Origin of the sequence: Paeniglutamicibacter terrestris (assembly GCF_012271785.1) — a bacterium.
GTDB lineage: Bacteria > Actinomycetota > Actinomycetes > Actinomycetales > Micrococcaceae > Paeniglutamicibacter > Paeniglutamicibacter terrestris.
Genome location: NZ_JAAWVT010000003.1, coordinates 399,257 through 418,114, shown reverse-complemented (window position 1 = coordinate 418,114; position 18,858 = coordinate 399,257). Strand labels below are relative to the sequence as shown.

At 58.3% G+C, this 18,858-nt stretch carries 22 protein-coding genes; 17 read left to right on the top strand and 5 right to left on the bottom strand.

The window, feature by feature from the left end; translation table 11 throughout:
- Positions 1-137: 137 nt before the first annotated feature.
- The 6 genes from HED64_RS09695 to HED64_RS09670 all read left to right on the top strand — a co-directional run bounded on the left by HED64_RS09695 (position 138) and on the right by HED64_RS09670 (position 5,223).
- Positions 138-716, top strand: a complete 579-nt coding sequence (locus HED64_RS09695; RefSeq protein WP_168151784.1) for a dihydrofolate reductase family protein — start codon at positions 138-140, stop codon at positions 714-716.
- A gap of 531 nt (positions 717-1,247) precedes the next feature.
- Positions 1,248-1,790 (top strand): GNAT family N-acetyltransferase, encoded by a 543-nt coding sequence (locus tag HED64_RS09690; protein WP_168151783.1) that lies wholly within the window; start codon positions 1,248-1,250, stop codon positions 1,788-1,790.
- 447 nt (positions 1,791-2,237) lie between these two features.
- Complete coding sequence (locus tag HED64_RS09685) at positions 2,238-2,837, top strand: class I SAM-dependent DNA methyltransferase (protein ID WP_168151782.1); 600 nt, start codon at positions 2,238-2,240, stop codon at positions 2,835-2,837.
- A gap of 349 nt (positions 2,838-3,186) precedes the next feature.
- The gene (locus HED64_RS09680; RefSeq protein WP_168151781.1) at positions 3,187-4,164 is read left to right on the top strand and encodes a GNAT family N-acetyltransferase; all 978 of its coding nucleotides are present in this window, start codon (positions 3,187-3,189) and stop codon (positions 4,162-4,164) included.
- A 364-nt stretch (positions 4,165-4,528) separates the two neighbouring features.
- On the top strand, positions 4,529-4,933 hold the full coding sequence (locus HED64_RS09675) for a DUF7994 family protein (RefSeq protein ID WP_168151780.1): 405 nt from the start codon (positions 4,529-4,531) through the stop codon (positions 4,931-4,933).
- A 5-nt stretch (positions 4,934-4,938) separates the two neighbouring features.
- Positions 4,939-5,223, top strand: a complete 285-nt coding sequence (locus HED64_RS09670; RefSeq protein WP_168151779.1) for a transcriptional regulator — start codon at positions 4,939-4,941, stop codon at positions 5,221-5,223.
- 433 nt (positions 5,224-5,656) lie between these two features.
- On the opposite strand, the gene HED64_RS09665 is transcribed toward HED64_RS09670, so the two are convergent.
- Both HED64_RS09665 and HED64_RS09660 read right to left on the bottom strand, forming a co-directional pair.
- Entirely contained in the window at positions 5,657-6,220 is a 564-nt protein-coding gene (locus HED64_RS09665) for a phosphatase PAP2 family protein (protein ID WP_168151778.1), read from the bottom strand.
- A gap of 309 nt (positions 6,221-6,529) precedes the next feature.
- Positions 6,530-7,138, bottom strand: coding sequence for a GNAT family N-acetyltransferase (locus HED64_RS09660; protein ID WP_168151777.1), 609 nt, complete (start codon positions 7,136-7,138; stop codon positions 6,530-6,532).
- 186 nt (positions 7,139-7,324) lie between these two features.
- Between HED64_RS09660 and HED64_RS09655 the strand changes: the two genes are divergently transcribed.
- Entirely contained in the window at positions 7,325-7,879 is a 555-nt protein-coding gene (locus HED64_RS09655; RefSeq protein WP_168151776.1) for a GNAT family N-acetyltransferase, read from the top strand.
- A gap of 28 nt (positions 7,880-7,907) precedes the next feature.
- Here the strand turns inward: HED64_RS09655 and HED64_RS09650 are convergent, their stop codons facing one another.
- Positions 7,908-8,378: a GNAT family N-acetyltransferase gene (locus tag HED64_RS09650; RefSeq protein ID WP_168151775.1), complete on the bottom strand. Its 471-nt coding sequence runs from the start codon at positions 8,376-8,378 to the stop codon at positions 7,908-7,910.
- Positions 8,379-8,480: 102 nt separating this feature from the next.
- On the bottom strand, positions 8,481-9,557 hold the full coding sequence (locus tag HED64_RS09645) for a protein kinase domain-containing protein (protein ID WP_168151774.1): 1,077 nt from the start codon (positions 9,555-9,557) through the stop codon (positions 8,481-8,483).
- 449 nt (positions 9,558-10,006) lie between these two features.
- On the opposite strand from HED64_RS09645, the gene HED64_RS09640 reads away from it, so the two are divergent.
- Together HED64_RS09640 and HED64_RS09635 are read left to right on the top strand one after the other, a co-directional pair.
- Positions 10,007-11,152, top strand: coding sequence for a glycosyltransferase family 4 protein (locus tag HED64_RS09640; protein ID WP_168151773.1), 1,146 nt, complete (start codon positions 10,007-10,009; stop codon positions 11,150-11,152).
- A gap of 266 nt (positions 11,153-11,418) precedes the next feature.
- Positions 11,419-12,216: an SGNH/GDSL hydrolase family protein gene (locus HED64_RS09635; protein WP_168151772.1), complete on the top strand. Its 798-nt coding sequence runs from the start codon at positions 11,419-11,421 to the stop codon at positions 12,214-12,216.
- 39 nt (positions 12,217-12,255) lie between these two features.
- Here the strand turns inward: HED64_RS09635 and HED64_RS09630 are convergent, their stop codons facing one another.
- Positions 12,256-12,699, bottom strand: coding sequence for a VOC family protein (locus HED64_RS09630; protein ID WP_168151771.1), 444 nt, complete (start codon positions 12,697-12,699; stop codon positions 12,256-12,258).
- Positions 12,700-12,738: 39 nt separating this feature from the next.
- Between HED64_RS09630 and HED64_RS09625 the strand changes: the two genes are divergently transcribed.
- From HED64_RS09625 to HED64_RS09590, 8 genes are all read left to right on the top strand, one after another.
- The gene (locus tag HED64_RS09625) at positions 12,739-12,891 is read left to right on the top strand and encodes a hypothetical protein (RefSeq protein ID WP_168151770.1); all 153 of its coding nucleotides are present in this window, start codon (positions 12,739-12,741) and stop codon (positions 12,889-12,891) included.
- A gap of 431 nt (positions 12,892-13,322) precedes the next feature.
- Positions 13,323-13,949: a biotin transporter BioY gene (locus HED64_RS09620; RefSeq protein ID WP_168151769.1), complete on the top strand. Its 627-nt coding sequence runs from the start codon at positions 13,323-13,325 to the stop codon at positions 13,947-13,949.
- The gene (locus HED64_RS09615) at positions 13,949-15,034 is read left to right on the top strand and encodes an AMP-binding protein (protein WP_168151768.1); all 1,086 of its coding nucleotides are present in this window, start codon (positions 13,949-13,951) and stop codon (positions 15,032-15,034) included. Before HED64_RS09620 ends, HED64_RS09615 begins: the two co-directional genes overlap by 1 nt.
- On the top strand, positions 15,024-16,148 hold the full coding sequence (locus tag HED64_RS09610; protein ID WP_168151767.1) for a thiolase family protein: 1,125 nt from the start codon (positions 15,024-15,026) through the stop codon (positions 16,146-16,148). The genes HED64_RS09615 and HED64_RS09610 overlap by 11 nt, the downstream gene beginning before the upstream one ends.
- Positions 16,145-16,837 carry an energy-coupling factor ABC transporter ATP-binding protein gene (locus HED64_RS09605; protein WP_168151766.1) on the top strand — a complete coding sequence of 231 codons (693 nt, stop codon included), beginning with the start codon at positions 16,145-16,147 and terminating at the stop codon, positions 16,835-16,837. Before HED64_RS09610 ends, HED64_RS09605 begins: the two co-directional genes overlap by 4 nt.
- Complete coding sequence (locus HED64_RS09600) at positions 16,831-17,442, top strand: energy-coupling factor transporter transmembrane component T (protein ID WP_168151765.1); 612 nt, start codon at positions 16,831-16,833, stop codon at positions 17,440-17,442. The genes HED64_RS09605 and HED64_RS09600 overlap by 7 nt, the downstream gene beginning before the upstream one ends.
- A complete protein-coding gene (locus HED64_RS09595; RefSeq protein ID WP_168151764.1) occupies positions 17,439-17,765 on the top strand; it encodes a CHY zinc finger protein in 327 nt (108 codons plus the stop codon). The genes HED64_RS09600 and HED64_RS09595 overlap by 4 nt, the downstream gene beginning before the upstream one ends.
- 116 nt (positions 17,766-17,881) lie before the next feature.
- Positions 17,882-18,817, top strand: a complete 936-nt coding sequence (locus HED64_RS09590) for an NAD-dependent epimerase/dehydratase family protein (protein WP_342590692.1) — start codon at positions 17,882-17,884, stop codon at positions 18,815-18,817.
- Positions 18,818-18,858 lie beyond the last annotated feature (41 nt).

Sequence of the window (18,858 nt, the reverse complement as noted above, 5' to 3'; positions counted from 1 at the left end):
TGCCGCTCATCTATGACTCTTGACAAACCTTCTTACATATCAGTCAGAGATACCGTCCGTATTGCTTGTTGCTTGACCAGCAACGCGCGCTGTTGGCATGCTTAGTGTTTTCTCGGCACTTCAGGAAGGCGCGATCCATGCGGAAGCTCGTGTACTACGTGGCCACAACCCTTGACGGCTATATCGCTGGTCCGGACGGTGGTGATCCAAGCGCAGAGGATTACTTCCCTCTCACGCCCGATGTCATCCAATTCATCATCGATCAGTACCCCGAGACTCTGCCCGGACCTGCGCGGGCAGCCATGGGCATCGATGGCCCCGGCAAGGTATTCGACACCGTTCTAGAGGGGCGGGCATCCTATGAGATAGGCCTTGAAGCTGGTCTGAGCGATGCGTATCCTCATCTTCGCCATCTTGTGTTCTCAACGACTCTAGAAAGCCAGAACGCGGCCGTCGAGATCGTTCGCGAAGACGCGCTAGCCCGAGTGCGCAAGCTGAAGGCGGAGGAAGGCCAGGACCTGTGGCTAGTGGGAGGCGGAACGCTCGCCCACTCTCTGCTGCCAGAAATCGACAGGCTCGTACTCAAACAACACCGTTCCATCATCGGATCTGGTATCCCGCTCTTCAGTGGCCCTTTTCAGGCTCACATGTTCCAACCCGTCCATGAAAATCTTCTCGAGTCAGGAATGCGAGTTCTCACTTACGACCGTGCCTAACGGAACGCCGTCGGCGCTCAAGCAGAACGCCGGCCAGATTATTCAGTTGCCTCAGGAGTTACCGCAGGCTGCTCGTCGACACCTGAGGTGTCCGACGCGAAGCTGTTTTGCCAGCCGTGATTATTTGTCGCATGTCTTTGCGAGGGACAGTAATAGCCAAGTGACCATCGGCGAACCTTGGAATTCAGGAGGCTGAACTGCAGGATCGCGCCTACTTGCTTCACCCGCCCACGACCTCGTGCGGCCCGAACGACGTGGCCACAATTCGGAAATTTCCGATCATGACATCGAATTCAGCGACGGCGAAACAGATACCGCGGTACGTCCTGATTGAAATTCCGTGGATAGTTCACCTTCGCCGACACTACGTAAATTGATCGTCTTCCGCTGTTTCTGCACCGCCTATCCCAACCGCCGGATTGCACGATGGCCGTCAATGGAGAGCAGCGAATTCTCATAGTTTTTAGGGCATGTTCCGTTCGCTAGGATTTCGCGCGGGACAGTCGGCATTGACGCAGGTAGGGTCGGAGAATGTCCATCACTTTCGTTCCCATGACACCGGCTGACACCGAAGGCCTACTCGACTTCCTGACCTCAAATCGTTTCCCATTCCACGTTCGGGCTGCTCCACAGGCGGCTACCATACGGACGAAGATTGATGACGGACATTTTTGGAACGACGACAGGCAAGGCTATTGGGTCCACGCGGACGAACAACGTATCGGCATGGCCGCGCTGGAAGATTTGCAAGTAGGTGACTCTCCACTCTTTGACCTGCGTCTTGACGAGAGCCAGCGAGGCAAAGGGCTGGGAGTTCAAGTGCTACGTGCCCTCTGTGACATGGTTTTTCAGGCCATGCCACGTACGCTCCGCTTCGAAGGACAAACTCGAGAAGACAACATCGCGATGCGCAAGACCTTCCTTCGCGCAGGATTCCTCAAGGAAGCGCATTATCGATTGGGATGGCCAACCAATGACGGCGGGCACATCGCTTCCATCGCCTACTCGATCCTCCGTCAAGACTGGGAATCTGGAACTGTAACCCGTTTCGAGTGGGAAGATCTCAAGATCTAAACGTCTCCCATCGCAACTTCCAAAAGTATGAATTACTGATACCTAAAGGGAATCTTCTATCAAGACGTTTTCTGAGTTAGCAGGCCAAGCGGCGCCGAGCGAGCTCGCGATCGATTCGAGTGCCAGGCTGGTCGGGAAGCACCGACTAGACCCCGACGCATGGAATAGCAGTCGGCTACGAGAAACTGCTCCTGACCAGGTGCCGAAGAGTTGAGTCTGAAACTTCACGTTGGACTCTGTCGTCAGATACAAGACCTTGCGAAAATCTAGTCCCTTATCTCTGCGATTAACATTCAAAGCGGCAATATCAGCACTTGTGGCAAATCAGGCAGCCGGTATGCGGGATTCGGGATGCATAGACGACCTTAACGCTGAAGTTCTCCCCTAGGACGCCCGATGAAGGACGCCGTCCAAAGAGCTAAGTCCCCGAGTCCTAGACTTACTTGCATGATTGACTCTCACGTTCGACAGGCCTACGCGGCGAGAGCTTCCGAGTACACGGCCATCCTCGGTTCCATCGATGACATGCATGTGCTGGATCGGAACCGAGTAGAGCTGTGGGCTCAGCAGATCAGCGGTCGTATCATCGATGTAGGATGCGGACCGGGTCATTGGACGGACTTTATTCACCGGCTCGGTGCAGATATCTCCGGCATTGACCTTGTACCCGAGTTTGTCGAAAGTGCCCGTCGTCGATTCCCCGACGTATCGTTTCAAGTTAATTCGCTCCGCGCCCTTCACGAAGCCGATGAAACCCTCGATGGAGTGCTCGCCTGGTATTCACTGATTCATCTGACACCAGGCGAACTACCGCCGGTTCTCGCCGAGATCGCTCGTGTACTTTCGCCGCAAGGGCACCTGCTGGTCGGGTTTTTCGACGGCGATCCCGGAGAACCGTTCGATCATGCTGTCACAACTGCCTATTACGTCGCCGTCGATCACATGAGTAGCCTGCTCAATGATGCCGGGTTCGACGTGACCGACGTGGAAACACGCCAAGATCCAGGCAGCCGGCCCCACGCGGCAATTTGCGCAATCCTCCGGTAATCGCTTCGCTTGCAGCAGGGCAGCGGTGGCGCGAGTTTTTGGGCATCTTCCACTGGCAATATCGCTGACAAGCAACTGGGTTAACAAACCACGAGTGTGCCCACGACAGACTGAGCTTGAGCACCATGCATCATGACACCTGCGGCCATCGAGTAGATTTCCCAATCTCGTTTCTGTGGGATCGAATATTAGGGGGCAGCCTTCATCCTTCTTGCAGCTTCTCTTCTCGATACGCGCACCCTTTTGCACGATCAGTTACTGCGCGAGCTGGGACAGTTGCTGGCAATTCAGGGTGGCAGATCGGGCCTCGGCAAGATCCGCCCCACGATGCCCACGTAGTGTGGGCGTTATGCAGATTCGCCCGCTGGACCTTCACGACGACCAGAGCATGAGTGATGCCTATTTCATCGAATGCGCAGCCAACCAAAAGGTGCGGCCCGGGTGGGTACCACTCAGCCAGAACGCACGGATACTCGGCTGGCGCGCGGACGATGGATGGCGCAATCATCTGATCGGAGCCTGGGACGGTTCAGCTCTGCTTGGTTTCGCCGCAGGGATGAACGCCGTCGATACCCCCGAGACTACGTGGGTATTTGCTTGGGTTGCGCCTAAATATCAGAAGACCGGCATAGGTTCCGCGTTGGTGCGCTCAGTCGAAGCCACCTGTCTAAACTCCACGACCAGATTCTTATCGAGCGCATACCGGCCATCAGCCGCCGAAATGGAACAACTCATCCAGCGTTTCTCGCAACCACTGGGATACGTTCTGGCGACCACCGAGACAGTGGTGGAACTGGATATGCGTGCCATACAACTACCAGAGACGTATGAGGTTAATGGCTACGACATTTCCACCTATGTTAATGGCGTACCGGATCGGTTTCGGAGCCAAGTGGGTCAGATCAAGGGGCTGGTCGATGCAGAAGCCCCCAACGGAGAGCTTGGATGGGCCGAGTCCCCTGTATCACCAGAAGAATACGCCAGCGAGATTGAGCTTTGCATCGCCCAAGGGCACACGGTATTTGAATCAATAGCGGTAGACGCTCACGGAAACGTGGCGGCTTGGATCTGCCTTCTGGCCGATGATGAAACCAACCGTCCGGCACTAATCGAGGGAACACTCGTTGTCACAGCGCACCGGGGTCGAGCTCTCGGAAGAGCTATCAAAATCGCTTGCCTCAACGAGGCGGGTGGCCGCAACAACGTGCAAAAGGTGCGGACCAGCAGTGATGACGAGAATGTGTGGATGCGATCGATCAACACGAAGTTGGGTTTCCTACCTGTGGAGACGGAAGTAGTCATCCAAAAGCAGCGGGTACACCTCTGACCTTCGCTCAAAACAAGACGAAGGGCAGAACACGCGTTCCAGCCCTCAGCCATAGTTTTCATTTGCTTAGGGATTCCTGCTTTCGCATCGCCTGGCTGGTCTGGCGACTAAGTACCAGTTGACTGTCCTGAGAAGAATGTTGTTGCCAATCGGGCGCAACTCGAAGAAGTTCGCGCAGTAACTGCGCGGATGGACAATCCGCCGGAAGTTACTCCGCGAAAAATCCGCAACACCGTGCCCACGAGCTGTGAACGGCCGAGTGGAATCAAGAAATCAGTTGAAGAACCAGTACCAATACTTGAACTACTTGCACTTATGCAAGTGGTGTGTGAAGGTTTCATAAACCAACGTCAGGGAGAGCGCGATGAACGAGTCTGCTACCAATGAAGCTTTAGAAATTCCTCGCGCACCCAAGCGGGTATTCACTCCGTCCGATTGGATGATGTTGCTCGGTGCTCCAGTCGCTCTTTACGTGGGAGGACTAGCCGCAGCCGGGGGCTATACGAACGGCTTGATTCTTGTCGGCTTTGCAGCGCTCGCCATCGTTACACTCCAGGTATTGCGCGAAGGCCGTAGGAACGAACCCCGAGTGTCAGAGTGGACGAAATTCGGGGCGATCGCCACCGCGGTGTTTGGTTTCGTATGGTCATGGTCTTTCCTTGATCACCCTTTGACGCCGGCCATGGGGCAGTACGTCTGGCCAGCAGTTCCCGTGGTGGTCTACCTCATTTTCGTGGCGGCCACGTTTGCGCCCAGAACAGTACGATAACCGAAGTGGATTTACAAAGGGCACTCTTTTCCCCACCTCGTTTCAAGACCCTCGGCTTCTTAGTACAAGTCGAAGAGTCTGATTATCCCTCCATCCAGAAGTTCACAGGATTGTCACTTCCTGATGTCTCACGAGCAGTCGGTTTCTTAGACGAGAATAATCTTGTCCAGGTCCGAAAAGAGCGTACGGGGCGGTACTCGGTAACTGTAGTCCGAGCTTCAGAGGAGGGCAGAGCGGAATTTCACCGACTTCTCAAGTCCTTAAGGAAGTACGGGGCAGGCTCTAATTAGAAGTGCGTCAAGTATGGAAGACGTGGCGTAGTCACCACGGAAAATGTCCCATTTCACGCAGTCAAGCAATCACGCAATCACGCAATCACGCAATCACGCAGCCAGTATGGAACTTGTCGGCTGACTGATGATCATTTCCCCAGAAGTTCATCATGCTCAGCAAGCGAAGGGACCACGAAGCGTTCCGTTGGCGACGGCGCCGACAGTGTGATTGCTTTCGGGCGGAAGGAAACGGCCACATTGCCCGCCTGATCGGCACTACGTACCTAGACAGCGCCATCATTTCAGCGTTGCTTGCAAGTCGCTCCTGCTATTTCATCCAACTCTGTTGAAGGCGATTCGTACCTGCTTGGGCAAGCTGAGGGCAGGTGGGTTCGGCCGAGTCATTGCGACAATGAATTGTGCTGCTTGGGCCACCTTCCTTGTCGGGCAGTTACATCGACAGAAGATCGCCTAGGCTCACTAGAACGCCTACCAGAGTGCCAGCGGCGACTTGGGTCGGAGTATGGTGCCCTATCCGAATCCTGGCCCATCCAACAAGCGCGATGAGGGCAACGGTCATTTGAACGCCACCAGGCAAAAATGCGAGACAGTGAAGAGCTGCAAAGGTGATCAGCGCCGCGTGAACCGACAGCTTCCACACGAGATTGACCACACCAACGATGACCAGGCCCACGAGCATGAACAGCACTTCAGCCAAGATTTGGGCCGGTGCGGAAATAGCCAGCAGCACACCAACTCCACCGAGGATTGAAATAAGGGTAATGAGCAAAATTGGCCAACGTTGGTGCCGTTGAGTCACATGCAGGTCGGTGACACGGCCTCTGACCCGCATCCAGATGAGGGCCGCCCAGGGAATCAAGCCAACAAACAACGTCGACACCAAAGTTTCTGGCCACGCTACGTTCAGATGCCTCAATGGCGTGCTGAGCAGTACCAGAATGACTATGTGAGGTGGTGAAGTGATGTCACTAATGACCTTGGCGTATTTTTCCACCACCCGAGCCTAGCCCATGAGCTGCTAGGGCCAATTCGGCCATGGGACAACGTGGTGTAAATGACCGGTGGGCTCCCCCGTGTCAGCTTTTCACCGCCTTGCCGAAGTCGCCAACTGACATTACGCGTCGAGAGCACGCTAAGTCACGATCGCCTATGAGGACCGGTCAACGAGGTCATAACGACGATCGGTAGGGTTGGCGCAATCCCCCAAACGAGCGTGATCTTTAGCGTCACCGGATGACAGATTGGCGGTTCACGAACGGTCACCCAATATCTGCGCCTATTACCTCAAGTTGAACACTAAGATTCAGCGTTTTTTCGCGAGGCGCAAGTCGAGACCACTTCGAACTTGTGGCCATTCGGCGGCAATAATCGAGAAGATGACGGTGTCGCGGAGCGAGCCATCGGGCATGCGCTTTGTTGCGCGAAGCACTCCGTCCTGCTTCGCACCCAAACGCGCGATCGCCTCCCGGGACTGCATATTCATCCAATGCGTACTGAACTCCACGGCGACACAATTTAGCGTTTCAAACGCATGGGCCAGCAGGAGTCTTTTGCTGTCCGGATTCGTTCCGGTTCCCTGCACACTAGCTGCGTTCCAGGTGTAGCCGATTTCCACGCGCGGCAGTTCCTCGTTGATGTCGCAATACGTGGTCATGCCAATTATCTTGCCCGGTTCACCAGTAGCCGGGTCGTTCAAACGAGTCGTGAACGGAAGCATGGACCCGTCCTCCTGCATGGCCAGCCGGCGCTGAATTTCGCCGCGCATTGCTTCGGGACGCGGTACCGAGGTGTACCAAAGATTCCACAATTCACCATCGGACGCCGCCTCGACAAGACCATCGTGGTGATCCTCGCTTAAGGGTTGCAAGGTGACGTATTTTCCGCGGAGTGTCACTGGGGAGATCCTAGTCATACGACAACTTTACCCACGCAACCTTTGGCCTCCCGGTAACGTGATTTGGAACGCGAGTCGAGCCGGAACTGCAAGAGGTTTACGCATCCACACAACGAGGCCGGTATCCGTTCCACATAGGGTTGGGATCAGGATCCCAAGCCTAACCCCGCCGGTAGCAGTGTCGCGAAGTTATATGCTCCAATTATGAATGAGACCATTCGAGTGCGACGGCACGTCGATCTTTCGTCAATAGATCTTGAGATGCTCGAGGAGCTTTTTGATCGGGAGTACCGGCATCTATTTGGATCGTGGAACCCGGATGCGCCTTACGGGTATTCACCCGCGGACATCCACGTTCTGGCATTCAGCGGTCAAATGCTTGCCGCACATGTGGGCTTTCAACGTCGGCTCATCACCGTGGGCTCGCGAGAAGTCATCGTGGCCGGCACCGGAGGAGTCTTGGTCGACGAGCACTTTCGAGGCACAGGCCTCGGCGGACGAGTCATGCGGGAAGCACAAACGTTGATGCGGGGAAACTCCGGAATCGAATTTGGCTTCCTTGGATGTCGACAGGACGTCGTGCCGTTTTACGAATCAACGGGGTGGGTGCAGATCGACGCCACGGAACGTTGCTTATCGCGTCTAGACCAGAAATCCATCATCGAATCTCACCGCGGTCCGAACCTCATTTGCTCCGCTCAGCGAGATTCGAGCCAGTGGCCGATAGGTGACATCGATCTACAAGGCACACCCTGGTGACCACAAGGGGCATCCCCATGCGTTCCTCTTACAAAACAGGAACTAATCGACGAACGAGGATGAGGGTGGGCCCAGTCCAATCAAGATTGCGGTGCTCCTCCAAGGGCAGGAAATCTGTTGCCCGATAGAAAGACCTCGTCTGGGCGTATGAGTCGCTTTCGTAGGATGGCCCGACGGTGTGAACCGAGAACAACAGGCAACCATCTTCTTCGAGACCTGCTACTGCGCATTCTATGAGCGCTTGTCCAGCTCCCTGGCCGCGCGATTTAGGATCGATTGCAATGAGGTGCAACTCGGCGGATTCCGCAAAGTGTCGCCGGATCATTGCCACACCAATGGTGGTACCTCCTTGGCGCGCCAGCAGACTCACAAAGTCGTTGTTTCTAGCATCAGAAACATACTGGTCGATGGATTCCGGATCGCCGAACCACTCTGGCAACGCCTCAAGAATGCGCCGGACTGCAGCGGGATCTCGAGCATAGTCAATCCTGATGGTCATACCGTATATCGTCTCATTTCTACATCCAACTACCGGCAGCCATGATTGCGATCCGCGGTCATCGGGACCGAACCGAGGTTGTTCTCACCAGCTACGATTTAGCTACAAATTTGAAATCCCGGCTTCACCACGAGGAAGCTTCAACTGAAGTTCCCTGTCGGGAGTGCCTATATACCGAGTTGCTGACGCATCCTGCAGGAGTGCACCGAACATCTCCGTAATGTAGACAGCAGCACCGGCATGTTGAGCCATCAAATCGGCACCGTCGCCCAATGCCACAAGCAACGGATCCAGCGCAGGCGTTTTGGGGTCAACGGCTGCGGCTTGCAACAGTGCTAGGCGCTGCTGTCCCGAGGTGTACCCAAGTTCAAACAAGACCCAGTGGAACAGATGCATGAGTGCGGTATCGCGGTCGTAGCCTTCATGGGTGAGCATGGATAGCTCTTCCTCGGCAGTGAGTTCGAAGCCGCGGTAAAGCGCCAGTCCGAAGTCCGTGAAGAGCAGCCTGCCCTCATCCACGAGGATGTTCCCCGGGTGCACATCGAAGTGTTGAAATCCCTGCGCCTTCATCCAGTCTGTGGCTTCAATAATCTGGGTAACGACGTTGATAAAGTCGGTCTCGCCTGTGCCGGCAGCTCGACTCCTGCGCACCCACGCTCCTAGCGTCTCTGGAACGTATTCAAGGAAAAGCACGACGCTCTTGGACGCGTTCTTCATGGCAGCAAGCTTTTTCTGAATTAGAGTCCAATGACTCCCCCATTGGCGTTGGGGAACGTCGCCCTCAAATTCGCTCAGGTCCGCATCGCATTTCCGGTCTATCACTCGCCATCCCATCAAAAGGGGGAAGAATTCCGCAGCACCTTCTTGTACCCACGTGGATGTCACATGATGTGCAGCAAGCTCCCTTCCGACTCCGTGGGAGGGACTTCCTATCCCGTAGTGGCTGACAAAGGGGAGATGAATTCGATTGGCAGTCGAAGTTGGATCCGCCTCTTCAATGTTGGTCAGCGGTAATTGCTTCACAAAAACAGCTGCGCCTTCAATGCTGGCCTTCTTGGTTGTTCCGCCAATGCCTACGCCAACCTGCTCGGCAGCATCAACGAGCGAGAGTATTCCGGCTTCATCGAGCCCAGCGATGGCATGGGAGATGGTGAGGGCTCGTTTCGTACGTGCAGTCATCACTCCAGCTTAGGTGCGGGCCCTTGCCTCGATGGGTATCTCCGGGCACCTGTCCATCGTCGAATAGACCTTCGCAGAGTGTGATTATGGCGAGGCCGAGCGAAACGCTTCAGGAATTCCGGAGCGAAGCCTCACCCGCGATACCTTTAAATGATGAATGATGATCAGAAGCTCATGCTCATTGCGGGTGTGGTGTTTGTACTTTTTATTTCGGTCGTGTTGGTGCTCACGTCTGGTGTGTTAGCGACCATATTCGACCCGGAGCCGGAAGCATCACTACAGAGGATTTTCTCTCTGGCGTAAAACTCGCCCGGGCTCTCCACTTTAATAGAACTAATCGGGGGTTGTTCAGCCCAAAAAGAGCTCACGACAAAGTCGTTCACCCACTCTTCACCGTCACGTTCCAGTAGCTGCGCACGGTGGCAACCTGCAAGGGTGATGGTTGAGGCGTGAAAGTTGCCATAGTTGCTGAATCGTTCTTTCCCGAGATGAATGGGGTTACCCATTCGCTGCTGAAAATCTTGCAGCATCTGGATGCGCGCGGTGACCAAGTCTTGGTCATCGCTCCATCAACACTGGAAAATGCGCCTCCTACACTGGAAGGTGCCGTTATCCGACGACTACCGGCCATTCCCCTTGCCGGTTACCGGAATATCCGGGTAGCCATGGGCGGGGTGGTGAGAGTAAAGGCCCTGCTAGCTGAATTCAATCCCGACGTTGTCCACTTGGCGTCACCCTTTGTCCTGGGTTGGCGTGCAGTCCGCGCCGCAGCGGCCTTGGGTATTCCCTCGGTAGCGGTCTACCAAACCGACATTCCCGGGTATGCGGCCAGATACGGCATGCCATTTCTGGAAAATTGGGCCTGGCAGCGTGTGAAACGGATCCACTGTGCGGCGACAACAACTCTTGTTCCCTCAAGCGACTCATTTCAAAAACTCGAGGCTCATGGCATCCCGCGAATGGAATTATGGCGCCGCGGTGTAGATATCGAACGATTCCATCCGGAGAAACGTAGCGCCGAATTCCGTCAGATGGTTGCCCCGCAAGGGCAGAAAATCATTGGATACGTGGGCCGCCTTGCCCTCGAAAAGCAGGTGGAGGATCTTGCAGCATTAGCCGCGATCCCCAATACCCGGCTAGTCATCGTCGGTGATGGACCGCAGCGTGAGGTGCTCGAATCGCTTCTTCCGGAGGCCTATTTCGCAGGCTTCTTGGGCGGGGATGAACTGGCCAACGCCATTGCCTCCTTTGATCTGTTTGTGCATCCGGGCGAACTCGAAACCTTTTGCCAGACCATCCAGGAAGCCATGGCCTCGGGGGTCCCAGTTGTAGCAACCGGTCGCGGAGGCCCCGTGGATCTAGTGGATTCTTCCCGGACTGGATGGCTCTATGAACCGGGCGACCTGACTCAATTGCGTGAATACGTGATGGACCTAATTGGTGACGACGCCAAACGTGCGGCCTTTGCTACTGCTGCATTCCAACAAGTCCAGGGTCGCAGCTGGCATGTTGTATGCGAGCAGCTGATGGGCATCTACGCTCAGGCCATCACCGAACATCCTCGGGTTCCGGCCACACTCCGAGCCAGCAAATGATCACTTCAAAAATTGGTGTACGTCACCGCCGCTCCATGTCGGTGTCCACACTGAGGCCAGAGCGTTATCCGGTTGACGGTCGCTATGCGAATTCCACACGGATCCTTCAGTCGAAGCCGATCGAGGCTGATACGCCGTGGCCGAACGTTGGGACACAGCGGTCCAGTCCCACCAACAAAACGCATATATCGTTCGGCCCGAGGTCTATTGCGGCTCTAGCGCCACGCCGATGCTTGGCTCCTCCACGAACAACCGTTTAGCTTCGCATGATGGATCAAGGACCGGGCCGCTACGTTGCCCTGGGTGACTCCTTTACGGAGGGGGTCGGGGATTTCAGCAAGCGCCGCCCCAATGGTGTTCGCGGCTGGGCTGACAGAGTTGCCGAAGCACTCGCTAGCGATAGCCCGGGCTGGGAATACGCGAACCTGGCCATCCGCAGCAAGCGCCTCCGGCACATCATTGCGGAGCAGCTGGAACCCGCCATCAAGATGGAGCCAACACTCATCACGCTGTATGCCGGCGGCAATGACGTCATGGATTTCGGAACCAAAATTGCCGATATTTTGGCCGAGTATGAATTTATGGTTGAGCGTCTGGCGGAGACTGGCGCAACATTGGTGCTTTTTACCGGGTACGACGTTGAAGTCTCGCCGATTTTGGGACCATTACGCCGTAAGAACCATGCCTACAACGACGGGGTTCGGCTCATCGCTGCCAAATACGGTGCGATCCTCGTGGACTACGCGAACTTCAGCGCCTATGCCACATCTCGTATGTGGGGACCCGATCGGTTGCATATGTCCAAGGTGGGGCACAAATACTTGGCAGCGAGGGTTCTAGATGTTCTTGAGGTTCCGCACGGCATCACACACAAGAACAAACGGTCGGCCGAGCTCAGCGTTCGACAACGAGCGAAAGAACATCGAGTGTGGGTCACCGAGTGGGTTCTACCCCTCTTCGGCCGTAAGCTCCGGGGTACCACGCTGGGTGATACCCTCAGTCCGCGCTGGCCGGAGCCGGTACGTGTGCCTCCGAGAAAAGGATTGAAGAAACTGACTCGCTAAGGGTGGAATTCCGGGAGTCGTCCCACCGTTGTGGACCAGCTAAGCGGTCAGCCGCTCGGCCAGGGCCACGAGAATGCCCTCCGGCCCGCGCACGTAGGCCATGCGCCAGCTACCTTCATACTCGCCAATGCCACCGACCAGCCCGTAACTCTGAGCGGCCATCCGATCGACCTGCGCTTGAAGATCATCTACTTCGAACGACAAGCTTCGCAGCCCCAACTCATTGGCCATGGCATCGGGTGACCCTGGTTCGGGATCCGGTCGAACGAAACTTGAAAGCTCCACGGCGCTATCACCACCGGGCGTTCGCAACATGACGATTTCCGTTCGAGAATTGGGGATCGCTATGACGGTGTCGATGAAATCGCCCTCCACAAACGTTCTTCCATCAATTTCCAGCCCGAGTTCGACAAAAAATGCTGTTACCTTATCGAGGTCTCGAACTGTTACACCAACGTGGTCAAACCGAATGATGCGCGTCATGATTACAGCCTCCAAGAATTAGTTGGATCTAGCCTGTCCATGGCCGATTCTACGGCGGACGGAGTAGGTGCGGAAGACTCGGGCTGCGCGCGGCTAGAGTCCATCAAGGCCAAGATATTCTCTGCCGCGGACCCAGCAACGCAGCCCTACAACACGTCCCCAGCAACAGACTTTGGGCCAGAAATCTCCTGATGTCGCACCTCTCCCCTATCTTTCGGAAGCCGCAATCGGTCATTCATCTGCCTCTTGCTTCAGGGCCCAAAGTTGCCAACTCTCCCCCACTCAAAAGCTGTCCGCCGTTATTAATCCCTCTGGGGACAATCCAGACCGCCTCAGCCTGCGACCGCAAGAACTAGAGAACACACGATCCGTGTTTGTGACGGATCCGAACAACGACGAATAGATGACGTACGACTTCAACGACATGCACCATAGCGATTTTGACTTGAGGTGATGCGACCAGCTTCGCCGGCGCCGGGACACCCCCCGCCGAAGTATGACCACGGTTGTTGTTTCTTTTGCCGCGGCATCACTATAATAAACACCAACCTCCTGAACGGCGTTCAATTGAGCACTGTTCAAGCTGGCCCCGTTCACCATTATGAATCAAAAGGAATCTTCCCATGGCCCATCCAGAACCCCTGCCAAATCGTCAAGACCGACGACGACTCGATGCCAAGGGCCTGGCCCGGGTCGCTGTCTTCGCCGCGATCGTTGCCGTCCTTGGCCTGCCCGGCGGATTCACCCTCGCGGGCGGCGTTCCGATCACCGTCCAAACGCTCGGCGTGATGCTCGCCGGAGCTATTCTGGGTCCATGGTTGGGCGCACTGTCGATGATGGTGCTGCTGGCACTGGTAGCGATTGGCCTTCCCCTGCTGGCCGGCGGACGCGGTGGCATCGGCGTGTTCTTCGGCCCATCGGCCGGATACCTCATCGGCTGGGTTCTTGGCGCGTTAGTGATCGGTCTGATCGTGCATGCCGCAGGGCGCAAGCCGGTGGTTTGGCGGACCGCGCTCGGCATTTTCGTCGGGGGAATCCCGGTCATCTACGCCGTGGGGGTCCCGGTACAGAGCATGATCACCGGACTGCCGATCGGCCAGACCCTCCTGATGAGCTCGGCCTTCCTGCCCGGTGATCTGATCAAGGTCGTCACCGCGACGTTCATCGTAACAACTCTTCTCCGGGCGTATCCTCGAGCCTTCGCCCGCGTATGGGCGGCCACGCCAAGCCGGGGCTTGGAGCGGGTCTAATGATCATTCCCCTCAACGGTGCCGAACCCGATCTGCCGCAGCGCCTCGGGCAGATCCGCGCAGCCGGCGATATCCCCCTGGTCGGTGACCGCCGGTGGAGCACCAGCGATTGGGACGCCATTACCGCGAAAGCGCGTTCTGCCCAGGTGCCCGAGGCAACCGCTTGGGCGACACTGACCTCCGGAAGCAGTGGGGCGCCGCGGATCGTGCTGCGCAGCGCCGCATCGTGGGCAGACTCCTTCGCAGCCGCCAGCGAATTCTTGGATGCCGGGCCGGAGACCCAGGTGGCTCTCCCGGTCCCGCCGGCATCCTCACTCACCCTGTTTTCACTCGCCCATGCCCTCTCCGGTGGCCCGAAGCCACTGCTGGGCAGCACCGTGAATGCCGACGCCCTGCACGGCACCCCGCAGTCATTGCGCGCCATGCTGGACGCGGGTGTTTCACCACGATTGCGTACGGCTTTGATCGGCGGTTCCCACCTGGATCCTGCGCTACGCCAGCGCGCCGAAGCCGCGGGGATCCGCGTCACCGCCTACTACGGTGCGGCAGAACTGTCCTTTGTGGCGTGCGATACCGGTGACGGGTTGCGCGCCTTCCCGGGTGCCGAGCTGGAGATCCGCGACGGCGAGCTATGGGTGCGCTCACCCTTCATCGCCTCCGGATATGCCGGTGCCACCGGTCCCCTGCGCCGCGACGGAGACTGGGCCACCGTCGGTGACCGCGCCGAACTCAATGATGGTTACCTGCGCCTACTGGGCCGGGCCGATGACGCGATTCTCAGTGCCTCGGCCACGATCGTTCCCGAGGAAGTCGAGGCCGCACTGCGCTTAATCCCGGTGGTTCGCGACGCGCTGGTGTTCGGATTTCCGCGGGAGCGCATTGGTTCTTTGGTCTCCGCCCTGCTGGAGCTCGAAGACGATGTGCAGGCAACGGTGCCAGATATCAGCCACGCCCAGCTACTGCCAGCTCACCGACCGCGGCGTTGGTTCAGCGGGAAGATTCCACGCACCGCGTCGGGCAAACCCGCGCGGGTCGAAGCCCTGCGTTTGGTACTGGGCGGGGAGGTGCAGCCTCTTGGCCGCTAATAATGATCCGGTGATCATCGCCGCCCGAAGAACGCCGATTGGTACCCGCGGCCGCGCCCTGGCCCACTTGCGGGTGGAGGAACTCGCCGCGCCGGTGATCCGGGCTGCCCTGAACGATGCCGAAGTTACGCACGGTGCTCCGATCAACGTGGCCGATGTGATCCTGGGCAACTGCATGGGCCCGGGTGGAAACCCCGGGCGTGTCTCAGCGCTGGCGGCCGGACTTGGCCACGAGGTGCCCGGTGCCACGGTGGATCGACAGTGCGGTAGCGGGCTCGCCGCACTACTTGATGCCGCGGCAGCGATCCGCGCCGGCGATCCGCGGATGCGCATCGCCGGAGGTGTTGAGAGTGCCTCCACGGCACCGGTGCGTTCGATCAACGGCAAAGGCTACGACAAGGCACCCTTTGCCCCTGCCGGCTTCATCGACCCGGAAATGACCCGGGCCGCCGAGGACTTAGCGGTGCACGATCAGCTGTCGCGCTCCCGTCAGGATGAGCACGCGGCCCGCAGTCATGCCCGCGCCCGGGCGGCACTGACGGCCGGGCGCTTCACCGCCGAGCTGGTTCCGCTGGGCGGGCTGGAGCATGATGACGCGATCGGCGGCGCGGAACGACTACTCACCCGCCTGCCACCACTTTTTCCCGGTGGCACCCTCACCGCCGGCACGGCAACACGCATCGGAGATGGCGCGGCAGCCCTGGTGCTAGCCGGGCCCGGTTCCGGACCCGGGCTTGGCCTGAGAGCCTCGGCAGTGACGGGCTGCGATCCGGCCCTACCTGGCATCGGCGCCGCCGGAGCCATCCAGGCCGCCCTCGACTCGGCAGGTTTGGAGATGAAGGAGATCGCTGCGTTCGAAATTGTGGAGGCCTTCGCCGCCCAGAGCCTGGCGGTGCTCGATCGGCTCGGACTCAAGGACGATGACCCGCGACTATCTGCCGATGGCGGTGCTCTGGCACTCGGTCATCCGTGGGGCGCCAGTGGAGCCATCGCGGTGGTCCGACTCTTCAGCCGGCTCGTGCGCTCCGGTGCCCCGGCCGGGACCTTTGGAGTGGCAGCTGCATCAATCGGTGGCGGCATGGGGATCGCCGTCGTCGTGGAGGTGGTTCGATGAGCGCGCCGGCTATTCGACTCAAGGACGTCGGGGTGCGCCTGGGCGAGGTGGACGTGCTGCAAAATCTGTCCCTGGATCTTCAAGCGCGCACCGTTGCGGTTATTGGGGAGAACGGCTCGGGTAAATCTACCTTTGCTCGACTGCTCGGTGGCTTGATTAACCGAACCTCGGGTGAACTGAGCATCATGGGCATAGATCCTGCACGCCGGGCCGCCGAGTTGCGCCGCCGCATCGCGATCGTCTTCAGCAACCCCGACGCACAAATCATCATGCCGACCGTTGCCGAGGACGTGGCCTTCTCGCTGCGCGCTGACCGCCTCCCACCGGCGGAGCTGACCCAACGGGTGGGCGCAGCCATGGAACGCTTCGGGCTCACGGAGCTGGCACAACGCCCCTCGCACGATCTTTCCGGTGGCCAGAAACAGCTGCTCGCGCTCTGTGGTGCCATGGTCCGCAACCCGGAACTGGTCATTGCCGATGAACCAACCGCGTACCTTGATGCCCGCAACGCCCGCCGCGTCGCCGAACACCTCTTAGAGGACGCCGGACACCGCCTGGTGCTTGTCACCCACGATCTTGCGCTGGCGGCACGGTGCGAACAAGTAGTGCTGTTTGCCGGCGGAGCGCTGGTGGGCCTCGGCGAACCGGAGGAGATCATCTCCCAATATGAGGCGGTGCTGGCATGCTGACGCTGTACCGGCCCGGGACCGGCTGGCTTCACCGGATGCCCGCAGGTCCAAAGCTGCTGCTGATTTTGTCGGTGGTACTGGTCGTGTCCTTGCTGCCGGCCCACTGGTCCACGGCCGCCATTGCGGCACTCGTGGCCATCGTGGGCTACACGGTGTCCGGTCTGGGACCGGGTCTCCGTGGGATCCGGGAGCTGGGACACCAGATGTTTTCGCTTCGCTGGATCATGGTGATCACCCTGGTCAGCCAGCTGATTTTTATGGGTCCTGAGCCCGCGGTGGCCAATACCGCCCGGGTCACCGCGGCGATCGTTCTCGCCGCACTGCTGTCCCTCACCACCCGGGTGACCGCGCTGCTGGATGCCATTGAGCGCGGGCTGCGCCCCCTGGAACGGTTGGGCCTGGACGCGGCGCGATGCGCCCTCTTGCTGACGGTAACCATCAGCACCATCCCGGTGCTCGGACGCCGGGCGGCCGAGGTACGAGATGCGCAGCGGGCCCGCGGTGCGCGGAACAACCCGCAAACCTTCGTGATCCCCTTTCTGATCGTCGCACTTAAACACGCCGATGAACTTGGAGATGCGCTGACCGCCCGTGGTGTGCGATGAGCCGGCAGCGGCCGCAGGTCTTGGGCCCGGTGGTTGATGAGCAGACGCGCTGCATTCACTATCGGACGCCGCTGGACGTGATTGCTATCAAGTTCGTGTGCTGCGGTGAGTTTTATCCATGCCATCTCTGCCATGGCGAGGCCGCGGATCATGTGGCAGAGCAGTGGCCGGTGAATCGTCGTGCCGAGCGGGCAGTGCTCTGCGGCGTCTGCGCGTGTCAGCTGACGATCTCTTCGTATCTTGGGCTCGGAAGCTGCCCCGAGTGCGCCGCGGAGTTTAATCCCGGATGCAAGCTCCACCTTGAGCTGTACTTCCAGATTTGATGGCTTGACGGGGCCATACCTCGTAGCCATGGTTCACCTTCTCATCAGGTCATGGCCGACACTCAGCTCGAAGCTCAGATCCAGTAGAGTGCAAAGCCAGCGGAAAGAATCTGGAGGTGAGTGTGCGCGCAGCACTTTTGGGTGGGACCGGTGCCATGGGCGGGGCCACCGCGATGATGCTGTCCGAGGCGGGCTGGAGCGTCGATGTGACGGGTCGCGATCCTTCCCGGATGCCGAAGGCTCTCACCGAAGCGGGCGTGAACTTTCATCAGATCGATCGACACGACATCCGCGAGGTTCAACACCTCATTGGCGATGGGGCCGACCTGCTGGTGGACCTCCTCGCCTACTCTGCTCCCCACGTTCGTGCGCTGCTGCCGGCGCTGAGCGACGTCAACAACATGGTCCTGATTTCCAGCAGGGCCGTCTACACCGATGATGAGGGGCGGCACCTCAACGGCGATGCCCCACCACGCTTTACCTCGCCATTGAGTGAAACGGCTCCCACCGTCCTACCGGCTGCCGATGATGTAGACCCGTATACCCGCGAGGGTTATGCGCCGGGCAAGGTTGCGGCCGAGCTAGCCGCCCTGGAATCGGGGTTTCCGGTCACAGTGATTAGATCGTCAAAGGTGCACGGTCGGTGGGCGCGAAATGCCCGTACCAGGAGTGTTATACAGCTGCTGCGTTCCGGAGTTGAACGTCTTGAGCTGGCTCAGGCCAACACGATTGACCACCTGAGCGCCGCCAAAAATGTTGCCGCTCTCATTCACACGGTGGCGCAGCTTCCCGGCAGACGAATCCTCAACGCTGCAGATCCTGACACTCCGACGGCCGAGGACATCGTGCGGATCATTGCTGCCGAGCTGTCCTGGAACGGGCACATTGAACAGGCTATCGAAGGTGCGCAGCTCTTTCACCACCCGTGGCAGACGGGCATGACGCTAGATACTACGACTGCGCTCAAGATTGGGTACCGTCCCGTCGGAAATGCCGTTGACCTGATCACCGACGAAGTCCGCTGGTTGTTATCCACCGAAAAGGCTCGATAGAGCTTTCACTTCCCGGGCCACCTCACAGTGACACGAAGTGT

What these genes read in the sequence shown, in the direction of transcription:
- HED64_RS09695 (WP_168151784.1), top strand. Translation starts at nt 138, where the DNA reads ATGCGGAAGCTCGTGTACTACGTGGCCACAACCCTTGACGGCTATATC.
- HED64_RS09690 (WP_168151783.1), top strand. Translation starts at nt 1,248, where the DNA reads ATGTCCATCACTTTCGTTCCCATGACACCGGCTGACACCGAAGGCCTA.
- HED64_RS09685 (WP_168151782.1), top strand. Translation starts at nt 2,238, where the DNA reads ATGATTGACTCTCACGTTCGACAGGCCTACGCGGCGAGAGCTTCCGAG.
- HED64_RS09680 (WP_168151781.1), top strand. Translation starts at nt 3,187, where the DNA reads ATGCAGATTCGCCCGCTGGACCTTCACGACGACCAGAGCATGAGTGAT.
- HED64_RS09675 (WP_168151780.1), top strand. Translation starts at nt 4,529, where the DNA reads ATGAACGAGTCTGCTACCAATGAAGCTTTAGAAATTCCTCGCGCACCC.
- HED64_RS09660 (WP_168151777.1), bottom strand. Translation starts at nt 7,138, where the DNA reads ATGACTAGGATCTCCCCAGTGACACTCCGCGGAAAATACGTCACCTTG.
- HED64_RS09655 (WP_168151776.1), top strand. Translation starts at nt 7,325, where the DNA reads ATGAATGAGACCATTCGAGTGCGACGGCACGTCGATCTTTCGTCAATA.
- HED64_RS09650 (WP_168151775.1), bottom strand. Translation starts at nt 8,378, where the DNA reads ATGACCATCAGGATTGACTATGCTCGAGATCCCGCTGCAGTCCGGCGC.
- HED64_RS09645 (WP_168151774.1), bottom strand. Translation starts at nt 9,557, where the DNA reads ATGACTGCACGTACGAAACGAGCCCTCACCATCTCCCATGCCATCGCT.
- HED64_RS09635 (WP_168151772.1), top strand. Translation starts at nt 11,419, where the DNA reads ATGATGGATCAAGGACCGGGCCGCTACGTTGCCCTGGGTGACTCCTTT.
- HED64_RS09630 (WP_168151771.1), bottom strand. Translation starts at nt 12,699, where the DNA reads ATGACGCGCATCATTCGGTTTGACCACGTTGGTGTAACAGTTCGAGAC.
- HED64_RS09625 (WP_168151770.1), top strand. Translation starts at nt 12,739, where the DNA reads ATGGCCGATTCTACGGCGGACGGAGTAGGTGCGGAAGACTCGGGCTGC.
- HED64_RS09620 (WP_168151769.1), top strand. Translation starts at nt 13,323, where the DNA reads ATGGCCCATCCAGAACCCCTGCCAAATCGTCAAGACCGACGACGACTC.
- HED64_RS09615 (WP_168151768.1), top strand. Translation starts at nt 13,949, where the DNA reads ATGATCATTCCCCTCAACGGTGCCGAACCCGATCTGCCGCAGCGCCTC.
- HED64_RS09605 (WP_168151766.1), top strand. Translation starts at nt 16,145, where the DNA reads ATGAGCGCGCCGGCTATTCGACTCAAGGACGTCGGGGTGCGCCTGGGC.
- HED64_RS09600 (WP_168151765.1), top strand. Translation starts at nt 16,831, where the DNA reads ATGCTGACGCTGTACCGGCCCGGGACCGGCTGGCTTCACCGGATGCCC.
- HED64_RS09595 (WP_168151764.1), top strand. Translation starts at nt 17,439, where the DNA reads ATGAGCCGGCAGCGGCCGCAGGTCTTGGGCCCGGTGGTTGATGAGCAG.